The sequence below is a fragment of the Curtobacterium sp. B8 genome (assembly GCF_000333315.1).
GTDB classification, from domain to species: Bacteria; Actinomycetota; Actinomycetes; order Actinomycetales; family Microbacteriaceae; genus Curtobacterium; species Curtobacterium luteum.
This window is the reverse complement of the sequence record NZ_BACW01000019.1, coordinates 1-18835: the sequence shown is the minus strand read 5'-3', so window position 1 is coordinate 18835 and position 18835 is coordinate 1. Positions and strand designations below refer to the sequence as shown.

Annotated in this window: 18 protein-coding genes and 3 pseudogenes; 5 read left to right on the top strand and 16 right to left on the bottom strand. The window is 63.8% G+C overall.

Translation table 11 applies throughout. The features are described 5' to 3' along the window. A pseudogene (locus I59_RS22460) lies at nt 1-199 on the bottom strand (helix-turn-helix domain-containing protein); the annotation flags it as partial. Between the two features lie 360 nt (nt 200-559). On the opposite strand from I59_RS22460, the gene I59_RS21730 reads away from it, so the two are divergent. Both I59_RS21730 and I59_RS21725 read left to right on the top strand, forming a co-directional pair. Then, a complete protein-coding gene (locus I59_RS21730) occupies nt 560-2971 on the top strand; it encodes a hypothetical protein (protein WP_148286029.1) in 2412 nt (803 codons plus the stop codon). Further along, on the top strand, nt 2971-3270 hold the full coding sequence (locus I59_RS21725) for a hypothetical protein (protein ID WP_148286028.1): 300 nt from the start codon (nt 2971-2973) through the stop codon (nt 3268-3270). Before I59_RS21730 ends, I59_RS21725 begins: the two co-directional genes overlap by 1 nt. Nucleotides 3271-3871: 601 nt before the next feature. Here the strand turns inward: I59_RS21725 and I59_RS00415 are convergent. The 7 genes from I59_RS00415 to I59_RS21150 form a co-directional block, all read right to left on the bottom strand. Further along, nucleotides 3872-4216, bottom strand: a complete 345-nt coding sequence (locus I59_RS00415; RefSeq protein WP_022902178.1) for an Lsr2 family protein — start codon at nt 4214-4216, stop codon at nt 3872-3874. A gap of 79 nt (nt 4217-4295) precedes the next feature. Then, the gene (locus I59_RS00410; protein WP_031272284.1) at nt 4296-5438 is read right to left on the bottom strand and encodes an ATP-binding protein; all 1143 of its coding nucleotides are present in this window, start codon (nt 5436-5438) and stop codon (nt 4296-4298) included. Between the two features lie 371 nt (nt 5439-5809). Next, nucleotides 5810-6325: a hypothetical protein gene (locus I59_RS00405; protein WP_148286027.1), complete on the bottom strand. Its 516-nt coding sequence runs from the start codon at nt 6323-6325 to the stop codon at nt 5810-5812. Nucleotides 6326-6365: 40 nt separating this feature from the next. Continuing rightward, the gene (locus I59_RS00400) at nt 6366-7001 is read right to left on the bottom strand and encodes a zinc ribbon domain-containing protein (RefSeq protein WP_022902175.1); all 636 of its coding nucleotides are present in this window, start codon (nt 6999-7001) and stop codon (nt 6366-6368) included. Next, nucleotides 6998-7588: a TetR/AcrR family transcriptional regulator gene (locus tag I59_RS00395; protein ID WP_022902174.1), complete on the bottom strand. Its 591-nt coding sequence runs from the start codon at nt 7586-7588 to the stop codon at nt 6998-7000. The genes I59_RS00400 and I59_RS00395 overlap by 4 nt, the downstream gene beginning before the upstream one ends. A gap of 87 nt (nt 7589-7675) precedes the next feature. Further along, complete coding sequence (locus I59_RS21720) at nt 7676-8545, bottom strand: hypothetical protein (RefSeq protein WP_148286026.1); 870 nt, start codon at nt 8543-8545, stop codon at nt 7676-7678. A 68-nt stretch (nt 8546-8613) separates the two neighbouring features. Further along, nucleotides 8614-9399, bottom strand: a complete 786-nt coding sequence (locus tag I59_RS21150; RefSeq protein WP_261976473.1) for a PP2C family protein-serine/threonine phosphatase — start codon at nt 9397-9399, stop codon at nt 8614-8616. 206 nt (nt 9400-9605) lie between these two features. Between I59_RS21150 and I59_RS00380 the strand changes: the two genes are divergently transcribed. Further along, on the top strand, nt 9606-10286 hold the full coding sequence (locus tag I59_RS00380; protein ID WP_022902171.1) for a hypothetical protein: 681 nt from the start codon (nt 9606-9608) through the stop codon (nt 10284-10286). Between the two features lie 90 nt (nt 10287-10376). Here the strand turns inward: I59_RS00380 and I59_RS00375 are convergent, their stop codons facing one another. Both I59_RS00375 and I59_RS00370 read right to left on the bottom strand, forming a co-directional pair. Continuing rightward, on the bottom strand, nt 10377-10721 hold the full coding sequence (locus I59_RS00375) for a hypothetical protein (RefSeq protein WP_148286025.1): 345 nt from the start codon (nt 10719-10721) through the stop codon (nt 10377-10379). 529 nt (nt 10722-11250) lie between these two features. Continuing rightward, complete coding sequence (locus I59_RS00370) at nt 11251-12294, bottom strand: YhcG family protein (protein WP_031272281.1); 1044 nt, start codon at nt 12292-12294, stop codon at nt 11251-11253. Nucleotides 12295-12405: 111 nt separating this feature from the next. Between I59_RS00370 and I59_RS00365 the strand changes: the two genes are divergently transcribed. Beyond that, complete coding sequence (locus I59_RS00365; RefSeq protein WP_022902168.1) at nt 12406-12753, top strand: Lsr2 family protein; 348 nt, start codon at nt 12406-12408, stop codon at nt 12751-12753. A gap of 122 nt (nt 12754-12875) precedes the next feature. On the opposite strand, the gene I59_RS00360 is transcribed toward I59_RS00365, so the two are convergent. The 6 genes and pseudogenes from I59_RS00360 to I59_RS00350 all read right to left on the bottom strand — a co-directional run bounded on the left by I59_RS00360 (nt 12876) and on the right by I59_RS00350 (nt 18448). Beyond that, on the bottom strand, nt 12876-13352 hold the full coding sequence (locus I59_RS00360; RefSeq protein WP_229728131.1) for a DUF2510 domain-containing protein: 477 nt from the start codon (nt 13350-13352) through the stop codon (nt 12876-12878). Between the two features lie 102 nt (nt 13353-13454). Then, nucleotides 13455-13550 (bottom strand): annotated as a pseudogene (locus I59_RS23775) (DUF2510 domain-containing protein); the annotation flags it as partial. Nucleotides 13551-13677: 127 nt separating this feature from the next. Continuing rightward, on the bottom strand, nt 13678-15378 hold the full coding sequence (locus I59_RS00355) for a DUF4041 domain-containing protein (protein ID WP_083881882.1): 1701 nt from the start codon (nt 15376-15378) through the stop codon (nt 13678-13680). 162 nt (nt 15379-15540) lie between these two features. Beyond that, the gene (locus tag I59_RS21715) at nt 15541-16134 is read right to left on the bottom strand and encodes a hypothetical protein (protein WP_148286024.1); all 594 of its coding nucleotides are present in this window, start codon (nt 16132-16134) and stop codon (nt 15541-15543) included. 8 nt (nt 16135-16142) lie between these two features. Continuing rightward, complete coding sequence (locus I59_RS21710; protein ID WP_148286023.1) at nt 16143-17159, bottom strand: hypothetical protein; 1017 nt, start codon at nt 17157-17159, stop codon at nt 16143-16145. Nucleotides 17160-17437: 278 nt separating this feature from the next. Then, nucleotides 17438-18448: a hypothetical protein gene (locus I59_RS00350; protein ID WP_022902165.1), complete on the bottom strand. Its 1011-nt coding sequence runs from the start codon at nt 18446-18448 to the stop codon at nt 17438-17440. Between I59_RS00350 and I59_RS00345 the strand changes: the two are divergent. After that, a pseudogene (locus I59_RS00345) lies at nt 18447-18835 on the top strand (transposase); the annotation flags it as partial. The gene I59_RS00350 and the pseudogene I59_RS00345 sit on opposite strands and share 2 nt — an antisense overlap.

Genomic DNA, 18835 nt, shown 5'->3' with positions numbered 1-18835 from the left:
GAAGCTCTCGCAGCTCGACGTTCTCGGTCGTCGTGGTCCCAGACCGAACCCCGTCGTCGATGTCGGCTCGACGCAGCCAGTTCGTCACGGTCCCCTCGGAGATCCCGAAGTCCTTCGCGACCTGCGTCAACGGGATCTCACCCCGTCGCGCGACCGCGATCACGTCGCGTCGGAACTCCTCCGGATAAGGCTTGGCCATGATCGACATCCTTCCAGCGAGGACCACGTCCCCACAGGTCAGGAGTCAACCGAACCGACAGCAGTCCCGTCTCAGTCGTTGAGTAGTTGACCTCGCGAAACGGCGACCGAACCTGTCACGACGAGGCATCGTGAGGCGATGGCCGATCGGCCACCCCTTCCTCCGACAGAGCGATATTCGGTGAACGATCACTCATACCGTTCCGGTACGACCGCACTTGACCAGGGTTTTAGTTCCCGGCCCTCGTTTGGGTGACGCGTTGCGCAGGCTGCGCTGCTCCTACGCTGCGAGGACGAACAGCAATCCGTGCCGTTCACTCAAAGAGGGGGTCTCGTGCGACCAGTCCTGCACGCTCCGCGGATGAGGAAGCGCAGCCTGGCTGCCGCAGTCCTCGCCGCGGTCGCACTCATCGCATCACTCCTGGCGGCCACACCAGTGCATGCATTGAACGACACCGGGACGGGTGGCGTGTTCGTTCCCGCGACGGGCCGCATTCTCGACACGAAGACGGGCACCGGCGGCTTCAGTACGCCGATGGAAGCGGGCACGTATCGGACCATCAAGGTGACCGGTCTTGCAGGGCTGCCGACTGATGGTTCCGTGGGCGCGGTGTCGTTGAACGCAACGGTCGGATCCTCGAGCGGCGCCGGCACGTTGTTCGGTCGGCCCGATGCCAACTCGGGTCGGACGACGATGCTGATCTACAACGGCGTCTCCGGCCAGTACACCTCCAACAGCGCCACCATCGCAGTCGGTGCTGACGGCACGATCCAGGTAATGACCGAGACCAGTGCCCGGCTGATCCTAGACGTGCAGGGCTACTACACCGCGAACACGGACGGCACCGCCGCGGGCGGGTTCGTGCCGGTCGCGAAGCGCATCGTCGACACCCGCTCCGGCCTCGGAGCCACCAAGGCGACGATCGCCCCCGGGGGCAGCGTCGACGTACAGATCACCGGCTCCAACGGGGTCCCGTCCGGGGCGTCGGGTGTGGTGGTGAATCTCCTCGCCATCAACAGCACCAGCAGCGACGGCTACCTCACCCCCTACGCCACCGGTTCGACGAAGCCGCAGAACGCGCTGCACTACGCCCCGTCCATCACCACAGCGATGCAAGCGCAGGTGCCCCTGTCCTCGGACGGGAAGATCACCATCGCGAATGGCTCATCGACCGTGAACCTGGTCATCGACCTGCAGGGCTACTTCACCGCCGCCGGTACGAGTGGCGCGAACTTCACCCCCTCCTATGGGCGCGCATACGACTCCAGGGCGACCGGGAACACGGCACTGGCGAAGAGTGAAACCCGGTCCATTCAGATTGCCGGCAAGGGCGGCGTGCCTGTCATGGGCTCTGGGATCACCGCGGTGACGCTGACGCTGATCGTCTCCCACGCGGGCAGTGCTGGCTACGCCCAGGTGTACGCCGACGGAACTACCAATCCCGGCACGACCGCGATCAACTTCCAAGCCGACGACATCCGAACCAACACCATCACCGTTCCCCTCGGAGACAACGGCAAGATCGCGCTTCGTAACATCGCCGACGCGTCAAACTACATTGTAGATGTGCAGGGTTGGTATTCGAAGCTTGGACCCGCAACGATTTCTTGCCCAGACGCGACCGTTGGCTCCTGGCTCAAGTCGGTACCTAGCGACGGCATCGATTGCACCATTGTTGCGCGACCCGCTGACCACTCAGGTGAAACCGTCTCGTACATCCTCGACGACAACGACGAAGTCACCGCGAACCTCTCTGAAACTGCACCAACGAGCGTCTCGGTTCACGTTTCGGGAACGGCCGGGAATCACACGCTGGCTGTCTATCAAGACCAGTCTGATGGCATCGTTAGCTCTACTCAGTGGTTTGCCACGTTTGGTGACTGGACTACGGTCAACACATCGAACATGCCCGCAGACGGCGATAGTGTGTCGCTCAACCCAGAACTATCGGTTTGGACGGAGGATGTCGGACTCCCAAGCAATGCCGTCTACAACTACAAAGTGTGGCATGGCACTGATACCTCAGTAGCACCAATCACTACAAGTGGGGATCAGTACGGCGAATGGCCTATCCCCCAGGGAGTGCTCGTAAGCGGCGAGACTTACAGTTGGACCGCCACCGTAACTGCCGATATGGGCGGCCAGACAGGCGACTTCACTACACCGCCGTCCACGTTCCTGGCCGACAGCTCCGTAACTAATGATACGGGCAAGCCTGATGATGCGTCTTCTTACAGCACCGTCGACCAGGCTGATGCGAACGCGGCAAGTGACAGCGGGCGGGCACCTACTGTCTCCCTCGCGTCCTCCGTGGTCCGGCAGCCTAAGGTTGGCGACGTGGGCGGCTGGCGGTCGGCGCAGACCATGCAGCTTGCGTCCGTTCAAGGACCAAAGGGCGGCGGTCTGAGGTGTGACCATAAGTATCTTTACACTGCATACGAGGCCACCTTCTCGCTTCGAAGACTTTGCTCGTCGCCAAACATTACAGCTTGGGGTTTCCTTATTTCTGTTACTCAGTGCCAAGCCGCAATTGGTAACGCCACAGAAATAGGCCTGCAGTGGTGGGATCACACCACTAGACAGTCAAGTCAAAACGCTAAGCACTATGAGCATTGCACATACCATTTTCACGGATCAATCACGGGACCCACAGTGGGACACTACGTAAGTTATTATGACTATGTCTCATTCCCTGCCGTAAGAGGATTTGAGACTGGTACCGCATATGTAGACACGTGGGGGGCATTTACAATCACGAATAAGCATTACTAATGACCAAGATTTATGAACTGCAACCTCAAGCTGAAAGCGTACTAAAGCTCTTACTCAGCACTGAAGAGCGAGAGACTATGCAGCTCGAGTTCGCTGATTCGTCCGGCGCCCAATTGACGTCAACCTCAACGGTTGCGGACGGTGATCTTGTGCACGTTTTGTTTCCGGACGATTTGTTTATCTTCAATCTTTCTGCAGCGGAATCAGCACCTGCCTATGCCGAGAGGTTCCGCTCCGAACTAGCGGACTTCATTGCTACCAGCACTTTCGGGTGGGGTGAGAATCGCGATATTCGATAAACACACGGGGGCGGATTCGCCACATGGTGAATAACGAGATGACCCAGCACATCTCTTCTGGACAGCATCGATGGACATTTCTCGAACTCCGGCACTACACAAAGGTTGGATCTAGTACAGGCTGGGAGAGCCCGATTGAGCAGCCCGCTTCGTACTTCGGATTTCAAATTGAAGCGTTTGTGCAACGACGGCGGAGTCGATTATTATTCGACCAGGCAGCCTGATCGAGGATCATGAGAAAAATACACGCAGTAGTCGGCATCCAAGGGTGGGCCTTTCTTGGGTGTTAAATAGTGCTTTATCCATCAGCAGCAATTCTTTTTAAGGCTTGGGGTTGGCGTTTTCCGGGGTGGTTGTGGCTGATCATGATCGCCGTACCATTGATGAGCCTCGTGGCCGATTATCTCGCTCGATGCAATCGACCGCTTGGTCGAGCGAAGGAACGAATCGACGAGTTGGGGGGGATTGAGTGACTTTTGTCGCCTCGCCCGAATGATCTGCTCGGAGAGAAGTCAGCTGCCATGACTCTGCCGTATCGGTGAGAACGAGAACAGCCGACCACCTCGAGGGGTGGTCGGCTGTTGCGCGTGGGGGAGTGGCGTCAGTGTGCGGCGTCGTACGCGTCGCGGACAGCCTGGCTGATGCGGCCGCGGGAGGAGACATCGTGGCCGTTTGCGTTCGCCCACTCGCGGATCTTCGCGAGCTCCTCTGCGTTCCCGCGCTTCGGGGCACTGCCGCCGGTGGTTCGGCCCGACCGGCCACTCACCTTGCGAGCGGCAGCGACGTAGTCCGAGAACGCTTCGCGCAGCGCGTCGGCGTTGTCGTCGGTGAGGTCGATCTCATAGTTGCTACCGTCGAAACCGAAGGTAACCGTTTGGCCCTTGCCGTCTTCAATGGTGTCGCCGGTGAGGTCGTCGACGAGATGCGTGGTGACTTTCTGCGCCATTATTCAAGCTCCAATCAGGGTTACACGCATAGCTTGACACATCGGCGTGCATATGTCCGCATTGAGGCGTAGAGTGCTGCTACTCGTTGTTGTGGACGAACGCCCCGAATCCGGGAATCGTGAATTCAAGCATGCCACGATCGGCCGGCTGGATGAGTCCCTTATCAATCAGCCGAGCGCGGGGCGTGGAGAGTTGATTACTGCCCGTATGCAAAGCCTCCGCGATTGCGGATCGAGGCACAGGCCCGTCGCCGAGGTTCGCCATCGCGGTCAGCATGCGCCGCTCGGCGGGCGAGCACACGGCCCACCGTGCGCGGAACAGGGCATCGAGATCGGCTTGCATGGCGATATGGCCGCGCTCGACCGCGCCCACGTCGATAACGCCGCCTGGGTTGGGTCGTCCTGCGACTGTCCATGCGGCGTCAGCGATGAGTTGCACTGAATACGGGTACCCCTGCGCGATCTCGAGCGCCCGGTCCACGGCGCCCTGGCTCCAGTGCACGCCAAGGGCGCGGGCGGGTCCGATCAGGGCAAGTTCTTCCGCGTCCCGGTGCAGCGGTCCGAGGGGCCGATACGCGAGGCGCTCACTGAACGTGACGATGCTCGCAATGGTTTCGGGCGCGTTGGGCAGGCCCGCAGCGAAGACAGCGGCGGGCACGTCGACGCCCTCTGCTTGGAGGTGCTGCCACGCGTACACGAGGGTGCGGAGCCCGGCCGGGTCGGCGGACTGGATCTCGTCGATGAGGACCACTAAGGGCACCTCCGTGGTGGCGGCCTTGATGACGGCCTCGAGTGCCCGCGCTCCGGACTGGTCACCGTCGGCGTTGTTCGCGGGATGGAAGGTCCCGGTTGCGGTCGCGATGCCCGGAACCCCGACCGAGAGCTGCAGTGTCTCGATCCTGCTGCGCAACGCCGCACGAGTCTTGTCGCCAAACCCGTCCGTGACGCGCCGGAGCTCTGCCGCGATCTGCGTGACGAGCCCCTGCTCTTCGCCAGCGGTCACCCACACGGTTGTGGCCCCGCGGGCAGCAGCATGTCGCTGATACTCGCGGAGGAGGGACGTCTTCCCGAACCCACGGGCCGCGTGATCGACTCTGATCCGACCGACGAGCCGCCCGAGATCGATCAGCGTTGACAAGCGCTCGTCGACTTCCGCGAGCTGCTGGGCGCGACCTGGGACGGAGCGGGCGACCTCGCCTGGCGTGTAGGGGCTTGGCTGCATCAACATCCTCGATGGGTCGTTATGAAACGGTGCGTTCATAACAAAGTATCGCAGCTGGGCGGTAGCCCAGCCTCACACGCCCCTCGGTCTTAGCGTGCCGGGCGGATGCTCGGCACGCTGGTCGAATGTTGCAATGGCTTGTTGCAGAGTCTGTGCGGCCGGTCTGGGCGGCGCGATGCAAGTGGTGTCTGATGTCAACGCTCCCGACGGAGGCGGAAGATCGCGCGGGCGCTTCGAGGCTCCGCTGAGTGCGCAAGCGCTAGCTCTGCCGATGCCTCCGAGGACGACGGACACGGTGGCAGTTAGGTTGTTCATGCTCGCGTGAGCACCGGGGCATCGGGCGCTGGAGACCTCGAGGACAGATGGGACGATCAGTACGCGGCCGCGCACGTCTTGAGAACCCACTCGAGGAAGGCTCGGTAGTCCTCGTCGCTGGCAGCGGCTTGCAGTGCGACCGATCGGAGGAATCGCGGATCGGTGCCGACGTCGGACACCTTGCTCTCCGGCGGGAAGTTACGCAGAATCGTGACGGTTTCGTCCGCGGCCGCGGCGAACTTCTTCGCTCCCGCTGTAACCTGCGCGGACGCGTCCAAGACAGGGAGCAGCTCCCGGGTGGCTTCGGCCTGCGCGCGCCGTGCGGCGATGTCCTCGGCAACCGTGCCCCTGACCGCCCTAGCTGCCGCAGCGTTCGCAGCACAGAACGTGGCGACGCGGTCCTCGTCCGACGCTGCCGACGCTGCCGACGCTGCCGACGCCGTCGATGACGCAGCGGTGTCGGTCGATGGGATCGACGGTATGCGGGCCGTGGGACGGTCGGAGCTCGTCGCGGTCGGACCTTTGGTCGCGCCGGTCGTGGTGCACCCGGCCAGCGCCGCAACCAGGGCCACCGCGACAACGGTCGTCCAACGGGCCCGGGACGCCGTCATGTCAGGCCGCCGTTCCGCACTCGGCGCAGAACCGTGCGCCCTGGGCGAGGTCGGTGCCGCAGCCCGTGCACGCGCGGGCGGTCGTCAGAGGGGCGCCGCAGTCCGTGCAGAACTTCCCGCCGTGGGTCTGCGCGCCGCAGGCGGGACACCTCGGCTGCGCCTGCTGCCCGAGCGGGGTGCTGCCGACCAGGTCGACGGACTCGAGCCGCTGCTGCATCTGCGTGCGGCGGGCTTCCGCCTGGAGCCTGGCGAGCTCCTCGACGACGACGGGGGAGCAGCGGGCGCACTGTCCGACGTCGTTGTTCCAGCACCCGTCCCCGCAGACCCAGTCGCCGCATCCTCGACACTGGTGGAAGCGCGGCGCGATCTCGGCGGTCGCAGCGCGGAGCGCCTCGTCCTTCGCCGGGGAATTCGTCCCACGATCGAGGAGCCGGTCGGCCATGTAGCCGGCCTGGGCGAGCGGGCCACCGAAGAAGCCGCTCAGTCCCCGCGCGAGTTTCTGCCCCGTCGAACGGAGGTCTCGTCGGAAGGCGGAGCGGAAGCCGTTGCCGCAGCGTTCGCAGCGGAACTCGAACTGGTAGCCGTCCTCGTTGGAGAGGTCGGTGACGTTGTCGGTGAACGGGACGTGCTCGGTCATCGCGGTCCTTCATCGGTCGACGGATCGGTTCCGTGCGGAATCTGGTCGGACGGCCCGAGGATCGCTTCGACGATCGCGAGCACGTCGGCGTCGGCGGACGCGTTCGCGGCGTCCATGAGCAGCAGGTTGTTGATGAGCATGCCGCGGCTCAGGAACGCGGCCGCCTCCGGGATGGTCGCGCCGGCAGCACGGATCGTCGCCGTGATCTCCTCGAAGAGCCGTCGTGCCTCGGCCGCGATCGCGGGTTCAGCCGGGGCTGCGGAGAACGCGTGCGCGTGGACGAGTACCGCCGCTAGATCCGACCGGACCAGTCGCACGTAGGCGGCTCCCAACGATGCCGGCACAAACGTCTCGCTGCCGTTCGCTGCTGCCCGGAAGGCCGCGACGATGCGGGAGCCGGCATGCGCGTGGGTGCGGAGGAACAGTTCACGCTTGGACCCGAACGTCTGAATGACGTAGGGCTGCGACACCCCCATCGAGGCTGCAACCTGCGCGGTAGTGGTGCCGAAGTAGCCGCGGGCAGCGAACGCCGTCATCGCCGCGTCGAGGAGTTCCTCGTTTCGTGCAGGGGGACGACGGGCACGCATCGCTGGCGATCCTCCCCAGTGCTATCGGACGATAACACTCTGGCAGAAGCCCTGCACCGTGTCGAGAGGGGCTTCCCCCGAAGTGGTTCACCAATGGTGGTTGCGTGCCCAGCGACGCTCTAACTGCTGGACGTCTGCTGCTGTGACGATGGTTGTCGAGTGCGCGGGTGACCAGGTGCTGGCGGTGACGACCGGCTGGATGGCGAAGCGCACGACAGCTGGGTGGTGCCAGAGGTCGGGGCAGGTCGCTGCCGCGACGAGGCGCATCGGCTCCTCTTGTACCGACCCGGTGAGCGAGGAGACCGCACTTTCCGCTGCCAGGTGCGCAAGCCCTGCGGTCTGAACTCTCGGGAGCGCGCCTGGGCGGCGTCCGAGCTTCAGGCGTGGGTAGCAGATGTCGTCGAAGACCGGAGGGAGCGGTGAAGCTTGCGTGCGTGCAAGGAGTCCGGCGAGGTATTCGGAAACGATTGAGCACCATACATGGGAGTCGGCGAGGGTTGCTACTGGGGTCGCGGATCCAACGACGCTGATCGCGCCACTTGTGATCCGTTCGACGAATGCTTCTCGGGCGTTACGGTCCCCTCGGGAGGCGGCCTGACTTGTGGTGGCGACCTGCAGGAAGAGTGTGTGCAGGCTCTCGTCAACGATCAGCGTTTCGTACCAGGTGGCACCGCGTCCGACAGCGTGCCCGGTTGAAGCGGCATCGGCGGGGTCGAGCACTCGTCGAGCCCCGCGAGTGGGTGTTGTGACGTCGCGGAAGCTCGCGTGAAAGCCGCCGAAGATGCCTTCGAGGTCCGCTTCGAGGGCCGCGAAGTCCGCGGTGGTACCGCACTTCGCGGCGCGGACAACCAGATCGTTCTGGTGTCCTGCGCCATGACAGAAGCAGTGGCAGCTTGCCTGTGCTGCGCTCTCGCAGGCCGAGTTGTGGATGTATTGAACGGCAGCCTTGCCGGGCATGGACGCTCCTGTGGCTATGGGGACGACTGGGGGCGTGCAGCGATCCTGGCAAGCGGGAGAGGCGGGGCTTAGACCGCACCTCCCGCTTGCCTGGCTTCTACTTCGCTGCCTGGACGGACCGGGTTTGGTCGTTCATCGCGCTGCCGACGTTCTTGCTGCTCGCGAGGTAGCCCAGGCTCGCGCCCTTGAAGTTGACCTTCTCCCAGATCTTCACGCGGCATCCGGAGTAGCCGGCGAAGGAGCTGAAGGACGGTAACGTCGTCAGGCTGCTCTTGCTGCTGTGCGAGCGCGGTGAGCTCCTCGACGATCTCGGTGATGCTGGGGCGTTCCGCGACGAACGCGGCGTAGGCGTCGAGAGAGCGCAGGTCGCCGCCAAAGAGGTCCAGGACACCGTCGCTGACACTGACGATGCTGTCGCCGGGTTCCAGGACGGTCTCCAAGCTCACCCACCCGGTGCCGACGCCAATCGGGAGGTGTCCGGACTGCAGGAAGGACACCACTCCTGCTGCCCGCCGGAGCACGGTGAGCCCATGGCCGGCGTCGACCCAGCAGAGCACACCATTCCGGCTGATCCGCGCATGGAAGCAGGTGGTGAACTGGCCGCTGGTCGCCGTACCGGGGCCGGTGCTAATCCCGGCGGTCGCAGACCGGAGTGCTGCGGCGGGGTCGGGATTGTCGCGGCTGCTGCGGACTACAGCGCGGATTGCAGCAGCGATCATGCCGGCGCCGACACCTTTCCCCATCACGTCCCCGAGCGTGACCGCGGCCCCGCCGTCCGGGGTGGGGTACCAGTCGTAGAAGTCACCACCGACCGATCGAGCCCACCCTACGTTGCGAAAGTTGCCTCCGTGCAATTGTCGCGCTCCACCTCATCACCCATTCGGGGGACAGGGTACGAACCCCAAACCATCTGTCGAGGCGCCACGAATAGATTGTGAATTCCGGGAAACACCCGGAGCGCTCACCAGCCGCAAGTACCTGGTTCTCCACCCCTGGTCGGGGTGTGTTCGGCGCGCACACAGGGAATCGCGCCGAGCGCGACAACGGAAGGAACCCACTCATGCGCAAGTCCATGAAGACCTCGATCACCCTCGCGACCACGGGTGCGCTCGTGCTCGGCGGTGCCGCGTTCGGCATCACCTCCGCGCAGGCCTCGACCCCGTCGGTGCACACCGTGTCGTCGTCGTCGTCGAAGATCCCCGGCCCCGTCGCCTCGGTCCCCGAGGTCCTCGGCGGCAACACCGCCGTGAAGCTCGACTCCGGCTTCACCGACGCCCTCACCGCCCTGAAGCTGACCCCGGGTGTCTCCGGTGACGCCAAGCTCGCCGACGGGTCCGTGTCGTTCCCGATCACCTCCGGTTCGGTCACGTACTGGTCCCCGGACGGCAACTACCGCCCCTACGTGCAGGGCCTGCTCAACCACGACGACTCGGGCCTGACCCTCACCGCCGGTGAGACCACGGTCACGCTGGAGAACTTCGTCGTGAACCCCGGCTCGTCCAAGCTCTACGGCGACGTCCTGGTCAACGGCAAGGTCGCGGTCAACAACGCGTACCTGTTCTCCCTGCACGGTGGCACCCTGAAGCCGCTGCAGCTCGAGGGTGACAACGCGATCCTGACCGGCACCACCGTGCACGTCTCCGGTGACGCCGCGAAGCTGCTCAACAGCACCTTCAAGACCGACGCCGTGAAGTCCGGCCTCCTCGTCGGCGTCGCGACCATCACCGCACAGATCAAGTAACACCCCCACGGCACACCACCGCACCCGCACCACCACGAGAAGGCGCCGCTCCCCACCACGGGAGCGGCGCCTTCTCGTGGTGGTGCGAGTTCAGGGGGACGGCGGATCCGTCCGGAGCCGCTTAGCGGCTCGTTCTTGTGAGTGCGCGGACGCGGCATCGAGGAAACGCCCGCCCCCGATGGCGCCGGTGCGCCTGGTGAGCTCGTTGACGAGGTCCTCGACTTCCGGTTCCAGCTCATCGTTGGGAGCTGCCTCAATCAGCACCTGCGATGCCGGCCCGAGCAGCAGCTCCGCCGTCGCCGCACAACCGGCCTCGTCGAAGGTTGGGACCTCGACGATGTCGGTCGTTCCGTTCTCGCCAAGTGCTGCCGCGTAAGCCAGCACCGCTTCAGCGATTGCGTCGCCGGTCATGATCGTGGACTCGCCGTACACCACGTTCTTTATCCGATCAGCCAGTGCCCGCACGCTCGAAACGCCCCCACCCCCAGCCCTGTCGGTGGTCCGTGAGCGTCGATCGCATATGCCTGGCGACGAGTCGACCTCGGTGCGGTCTGATCAGCAGGGCACCAGCGTCGACGATGCGCTCGCCTTCTACGAGCAGGTGTATAGCAGCAGGACCTCCACATCGGTCGGCCCAGCCAAGACGGGTTCTCGTGGCGGTACCGGCTCGTCGGAGACGACAATCTTTTCGTTGGCACCTCGGCGTTCGCCGCGACACGGTGAGGCGTCCCTGTCAGCGGTCCCGCTGCTCACGGGCTCTGCCCGAGCTGTCGAAGGATTTCGGCGAAGTCTGGCCACTGCTCTTTCGGCGCTTTCGCGGGAGGCTGCGGTTGTGCTGCGCTGCGGCGTCGGCGGAGCGCCGCGTACGTTTCCACCTGCAGGGGCGCGACGCCAGCATCCCGTTCGTACCGGGACGGCTCGTCGTGCGGCGTTTCCTGCCCCGGTGTCCCGCGGCGCCGGGCGGTCATTCCCCTGGGCTTGCGGCGTTAGGGATGTCTGCTGCGCGGAGGGCGTTCGCGAGGTCACCTTCGGATGGCAGTGCCGCCCGAACATCGGGGGGCAGCAGGTCGTAGCTCGCGACGCCGATTGGTGCCTGTTGGCCGGCGAGGGAGTACCGGACGACCGCGTCGCTCTTGTCTGCGACCAGGAGCAGACCGCCGGTATCGGCATGCTGCGCCCGGCGGAGCCGATCATCTACGAGTGCAACGTAGAAGCCGAGCTGGCCGAGGTACTCGGGCTTGAATTTCCCCGTTTTGAGCTCGATCACGACGTAGCGGAGCTGCTCGACATGGAAGAACAGCAAGTCGACGTAGAAGTCGTCGCCGTCAACGTCGAAGTGCACCTGCCGGCCGACGAACGCGAACCCCTCCCCCAGCTCGCGGAGCGTGTCGATGATCCGATTCACGAGTGCCTGCTCGAGGTGGCGTTCCTTCGCGTCGCCGTCGAGGGCGAGGAAGTCCAGCACGTACGGATCTTTCGTCAGCTGCTGCGCAAGGTCCGACTCGCCAGCCGGGAGGACAGCTGCGAAGTTGGTCGGTGCTGCCTCGAGCCGCTGATGCGCGCCGGTGCGGATGTGGTGCTCGAGGACGTTCCGGGACCAGCCATGCTGTACCGCCGGCTCGGCGTACCAGTTGCGCATCGTCTGGTCATCGAGCCGGTCCAGGAGCACCGTGATGTGTCCCCAGGGCAGTTGTGCAACAGCCTGTTGCACAGTCTCCTGCTGCGACCACGCCGCCGCGAACGCCCGCATATACGCCAGGTTCCGCGGTGAAAAGCCCCGCATCTCGGGAAACTCCGTCCGCAGATCCTCAGCGAGCCTGGCGATGACCTTCGTGCCCCACCCCTCCTGCCCTTGCCGCAGGAGGATCGTGGCGCCGATCTGCCCGTACAGCACCACCAGTTCCGTATTCGCACGCCGCTGCGCTGTGAACCGAGCATTGCGCACATGCTGCTTCAAACTCGCCAACGTCGCCGCGTAACTGGACGGAACAGCACTATCGGCACGCATCCCATCACTCTGCACCAGCACCCCTGATCCCAAGGACCGTTTACGAAACGGGCCGGAAACGTATGCCACAGTGGAGGCGCCCTCTCCCTACCTCAGAAAGGCGGCCTTGCCATGGCGCAGAAAGTTACCACGCACCTGGTCGATGACCTGACCGGCGACACCATCGAAGAAGGTAAGGGCCGCACCGTGTCCTTCTCGTTCGATGGCAACCACTACGAGATCGACCTTTCCGTCGACAACGCCGACGCGCTCCGCGAAGCGTTCTCCGACTACGTCGCCGCCGCCCGGAAGGTCAGCGGCCGCCAGAACCGCACCAGCGGCAGCGGCAGCGCCCCGAAGCGTGGGAACTCGGAAGAGCTCGCGAAGATCCGCGAGTGGGCGAACGCGAACGGCCACGAGGTCTCCTCGCGCGGCCGCATCAGCCAGGCTGTCCGCGACGCGTACGAGGCAGCACACTGACACTTCCCCGTCACGGCAACGGCCGGCACCCCACCGGGTGCCGACCGTTCTCGTTCGCACCGATAGTTCGCTCTTATGTCAAGTCGTGGTGATCGAATGGGCGCGGCATCTCGTGGAGTTCGTCAAGACGCTGACTTGCCGAGACCGTAGGTGTACTCGCCGGAGTCCCAATTGACGGTGGAGTTGAAGAAGTACCCCGACTGGGTTCCGTCCGCGTTGTCCGTGTTCGCAGCGAAACAGTCGAACGAGGTAGTGGTGTCGGTCAAGTCATCCGTGGAGCCGCTGACTGGATTGCAGGACACGGAAAGGATGGGACCGTCGAGCAGACCCTTCGTCACGTTCTCCTCCGCCATCGTCTTCACCGACGCCTCGACCTCTTTCACCGTTTCGGCGCGGGAAGAGCGCTCCGCCTCGTCGGCCTCTTCCTGCGCTGCTCGTTGCGCCTCACGCTGCTCAGCACGAGTCCGGGCGGCCGCTTCCTTCTTCTGCTCCGCCTTCTCCGCCGCAGCTGCAACCTGCCGCGCGTGAACCACCGCTACCGCCGTACCCCCGCCACCAACGATGACGACCACCGCGAGGATGACGAGCGCCAGCACCAAGGGGCGACGCCGCGGCCGTGGCTTGCGCCGTCCTCGGGAAGGTTCGAGAGCATCCTCCGCCCCTACGTCACCATCGCTTTGCGCAGCCGCGCTGTCCGTCCGCCGAGGGCGGGTGAGGCCAGTCCACTGGTCACCGTCCCAGAGCATCTCGCGTTCCGGGTCTGAGGGATCCGGGAACCAACCAACAGGCAAACTCATGTGGACAGAATCTCACCTCTTGCTGGCTACTCGGTAGCACCAAGACAGGGGTCCGGGACACTGCGTCGAGCCCCGGCCACGTCTCAGCCCCGCAGCGCCGGGAGCAGCGCCATGATCCTGATGTCCCTCAGTCTTCGGCTGACGCGACGGATCCCACGTACGACATCGATCCACCGCTCGGAGGCGTTGGTGTGAAGATGTCAGCCGCAAGCTCGCTCGTGCGGAACTCTTCCGCGGCGGGTTCCACGGTGTACTCGACCACCTCGACTGCATGGCTCTTGAGGGCATCGAGCACTTCGGCCGGCGTGACGTAGAAGAATTCGCGTCGGAGGTTGACCTTGTTCACCCGCTGGTTCGCGAACGTCTGGTGCAGCATCGTTTCCACTCCGACGGCGTCGTCGGCGAAGAACAACGCGTGTACGTCGAAGCGGAACGGCACTGACGCGTCGCCGAGTTCGATGACGCGGTCCATTGGCTTCAGGCGTCTCGTCATGCCGATCTTCACCATGCGTTCCCCGAACGCTCCGACGTTGGAGATCACGTACACGTAGCCCGCTCGCACATTTGCTGCTCGATAGTCGACATCGGAGATGGCGCGGTCGACGTCCTCGAGCCGCGCTTGGACGCGAGCGGCACCTTCCGCGTCGCCGTTTGCCTGCAAGGCCGCGAGGGTGGAGAGGTAGTGCTGACGTTCTTTCTCGAGTCGGTCGTGCTCGGCTTGCAGTTCAGCGGCGGCGCGCTGCTGCTCGCGGAGTTCTGCTCGGCGTTCTCGCTCGCGCTCCTTTTCCGCCTGCACCGTCTGGAGGTGCTCGTTGGCGAGGGCGATCTCCTCAAGCCGCATCTGGTGGTAGCTCGGTTCAATGCGAAGATCGATCATGGTGCCGCTTTTCGCGATCTGCTCCGCAGCCTTGCTGAGCCGCGTCTGTGCGACGTGCAAGTTGCCAGCTCGCGTAGCCTTGATGGCGTTCTCCGCTTCTGCGTTGTAGGCACGCAGCAGCACCTTCGCCATGTCCGTCATGAACTTCCGGCCCTGCGCTTCGGAGTTGTTGAACGTGAACCGTGGCGCCGTGGTTACCGCGCGCTTGTCACGAACCGCGTTCTTGATGCGATAGCGCAGCGCTTCCAACTTCGACGCAAGCTCCGTTGATGACGCGGCCGGGTTCTCGAAGTCGAAGAGCCCGACCGCCTGGAGCTCAACTGCGGAGGTCAAGTCGACCAGCTCTGCTCTTCGGGCGCTGATCCCCCCGTTGATCTCGTCGCGCGTCGCGCGTGCATCCTCGGCTTGTTGTTCAGCGGCACGAACGCGGTCCTCGGCGGTCCGAATCGCTTGCTCTCCCTTGAACCGCTCGGCCGCCTGCTCAGCGGCGAACCGTTCGCGTGCATCGGCCTGTTCCTTTGCCCAGAGCTCGCGAGCTGCCGCTTGCTCAGCCTCAAAGTCCACTCGAAGGGTGGCGAGCTGCTGCTCTTGCTCGGCCCGGTACGCATCGACATCGTCGAAAGCGCGCATGTTGTAGCGGGCAACGACCGCTTCACCCGCCTCGATCCGTGCCTGCGCGGCACGTAGCCGCTCGCGCGCCTCCCGCTTCGACAACTTCTCGACCGGCTTCTCCTGCACCGCAGAAACGGCCGTACGCGGCCACTGCTCCGCCGCTCGGGCAGCACGACGCGTTTGCGGAGCGGCCACCCCGCGGGCGTCCGAAGGCGGGCCTTCGTGGCCAGCTGGCGCCGACTTCTTGAGCTGCACATGCTCGGTCCACCTCTGGCCATCCCAGTAGCGGACGAACCGCGGATCCTTATCGTCGTACCAACCGGCAGGCGCTGCTGACATTGCTTCAGCTTACGGAACAAAGCGCCAATCGACACCCCCCGGTCCGGGTGCCCCATCCGCCACGGAGGGTGAAGCCGGGTCAACGGACGCCGGCACTGCGCTCTTATGTCAAATTCGCGAGGTCCAGAGACTCAGAGAGCCTAGTGCGTTTAATGAACGCCCTCAGTTGCGCTCAATTTCATCATCATCTTCAGTGACCACAACACCAGTTCCTTTGAAGCTTCCCGAAAGCTCATTGGGAACCTTATTCACAACAATGTAAGCATTATAGAGGCGCGGCAGAGATATCAACAGGAGGAGTGCAACCCAGGAACATGCTCCGATGATCAGGGCGGCAGCCCATCCAAGCAGCACGTCCCCACGTTGAGCATTCATTGCGACGACGATCAGAATCACCGTACTAATAGATGCAAAGGCGCCCATCAACAGATGCGTCGCCGCCTCGTCAATCATGTTGCGATCAGGTCGCTCCGTATCCTCATTATCACCTTGGCGGTCGGAGAGTTTGCCGCGTAATGTCGACATATGCGTAAAAGATGTCAAAAAGGCGCCCGCGAGAAGAGCCAGGGCAGTCAGGATAGTAGCGGGTGACTCTAGTCTCGCGTTTTGGGTAACCGAGGAGGCGACACCAACAGCAATTGGCAAACCATACAGCGCGATAATTGCTCCCCACGCGATACGCCTCGATGACTGACCCCGATCACGTAGTGCTTTGAAATGTCCACGAATTAAGCTCAAGAAGCTGAATCGCTGCATCACTCGCCCTAAATCGAAAGCTGGATCCCTAATGTGGGCTGAAGGCGCTGGAGACGCTCCTCGGCCGCGTTGCGAATTTCTGATGGCGTAGGAGGAAGCCCAACCTTGACGGGGTAGGTAAAGATATCCCGGACAGAATCAGGCCTAATCGTCTGAGTCTTCCCGTCCCCTTGGTCGTAAGTAACCGCACCATCATCAAAATCATCCGCACTGACCTGCACGCCGATCAGGCTTGATACTTGTTCCGTGGGTTTTCCACTGGGCGCGGCATCGGCTCCCTTCTCTGGCGTCATCCCCACCCACCCAAGAACCATAGACTTGACGGCCGACAACTTGCCGACGGGGAGTCCGTTACGACGGAGCGTGATCACCTCTCCACCTCTGGTCTGACCGGGCTTGAGGATGCGTTTCTCCAGCTGAAGGCCCGCTCCATTGCCCTGTCGGAGGACTTCCTCCAGGCGCCCCGTATCTGACACCTGGTGCGGCTTGAGCCGCCACCAGCCTTGACGGTCAGCCTCCGGCCGCTCCGCGTCCGTATCCCGCATGTGGAGACACAGCGCCTTCAACAGATAAGTGCTAGGGCAGCTTGCACCACGAGCCTCACACATCAAAACGGCACGGTTGCCCGATTTGGGGAGATATATCGATGCTCGGTACGGATTGGTAGACGCCTTACTGTCGAGCGCCGCGTCCTCGCTTCGATCCTTAGCAATCGCGAGATCATGAGAACCCACGCGTCCGTATCGAAACTCAATATCTATTCGATCCTGCGAGGTAGCGTCGATGTGCTCGATTCGTAGGGCCGGAGCCAGCGCCACGTCAGCTTGCCGCTCCCGAGTCCTGTACGCGAAGTCATCGATCCGTGTCACGTCATATATCGACGGAGAAAGCTCGCGCAGTGACGCGAGCACGTTGTTACCCTTGGGCTGGAGGGTGTCGGTTCGAAAATCCTTTTCCGTGCGAGCGTTTCCGTAGAACAACGTCAACTGGTGAAGTTGGAATCCGAATTGCATTTTGTGCGCCACTGAGCGCCCCTTCATCTCTCACGGGGCAGTCTAGACGAAAGTGGCCGGCTCGAGTCGGAACGGATCGCCGAGTGGAGCCAGAAGTGACAGGGGCCGCGGTGAAGAGGACTGTGGTCATGGGTACACCCCATCGCCACACCTTCGTAGGAAACGCGTTCCGTGGATCTGGTGTGTAGTAACAGGCCTCCGCGGCATATGTGTGCGCGGGTCTAGAGCTGATGCGACAGGGCGCAGACCACCCGTCGCGGTCCGGCGTACGTGGATGCCCCGGCAGCGAGCTAGTCGTTGCTATCCGGTGGTAGCTCCTGCTTGGACTTGCTGGCTGCTTGCTCGAGTTCCGTGTCGAGCGCCCGTGCTTCCCCCCAGACGGCCGCGAGTCGAGCGAGGGCTGCGTCGACCGCCGCATCCGTAGTGCCGAACTCGGAGTATGCCTCCTGCAACGACAGTCCTTCGAACCGTGACGGCCGCCGCGCGACCGCAACGACTACTTCCGCGGCCGGGCCGTCGGCTGCGGCTACAGCGCGTCGGGCGGGGATGATGCTCGTCATGGAACGACCCGACAGGCTCACGCCGGTGCGCGCCCATCCGTGGACGTCTAACGGCAACAGCAGCTGCTCTGCCAGGCGCCACTCCCCCAGCACCGGCTGCTCACAGTCATGCCGGTCGAGGTTTCCTTTCGTCGGGTCAAGCAGGCGGATGACGTCGCCGCGGAATCCGGTCCAGACCGGTCCGACGATGCGCAGCCATCGAGTCACCGCGCAGGCAGCGCAGGACACCGCGTCATCGGTTGAGGGTACGACGTGGCCACGGATCCGGACGATGCTCGTCACCGCGACGTCGGCGGGTGCGATGGTGCGGGCTTCTTCGCGGGTGAGGTGCAGGGTACCGAGGAGGACGGCGAGGAACGCGTCGCGGCGGCCTCGGAGCCCGATCGGATACCTGTACTTCGGGATCGCCGCGAGCACCTGGCCGACGGCCGTCTGGTCGGGGGCTTCTGATCGCGGCCACACCCTGGCCTCCACCGTGGGTATGGGGTCCGGGAGGCCAGCTTCGAGGTGGTGTGCACGAATCGCGTGCCGACGGAGCCGCTGCGTCGACGCGCTGCCGGGGAACAGCTTCAGGAACTGCTCAATCGTTGCTGCCGTAGCCGGGAGCGAATCGCGTCCGGACGCGGTGCACCATGCGACGAACCGACCCCAGTGCGCCTCAAGCAGAGTCCGGGACTGCTGTCGGTTCGGTTGACTCCTGACCTGTGGGGACGTGGTCCTCGCTGGAAGGATGTCGATCATGGCCAAGCCTTATCCGGAGGAGTTCCGACGCGACGTGATCGCGGTCGCGCGACGGGGTGAGATCCCGTTGACGCAGGTCGCGAAGGACTTCGGGATCTCCGAGGGGACCGTGACGAACTGGCTGCGTCGAGCCGACATCGACGACGGGGTTCGGTCTGGGACCACGACGACCGAGAACGTCGAGCTGCGAGAGCTTCGGAAACGGAACCGGCTGCTAGAGCAGGAGAACGAGATCCTCCGCCGTGCCGCCGCGTATCTCTCCCAAGCGCACCTCCCAAAATGATGTACCCGCTGGTCCGTGAACTCGCCGCCGACCGGATCCCGGTCGCGGTGACCTGCCGGGTGCTGGGCTTCTCGAAGCAGGCGTACTACGCCTGGCGAAAGGAC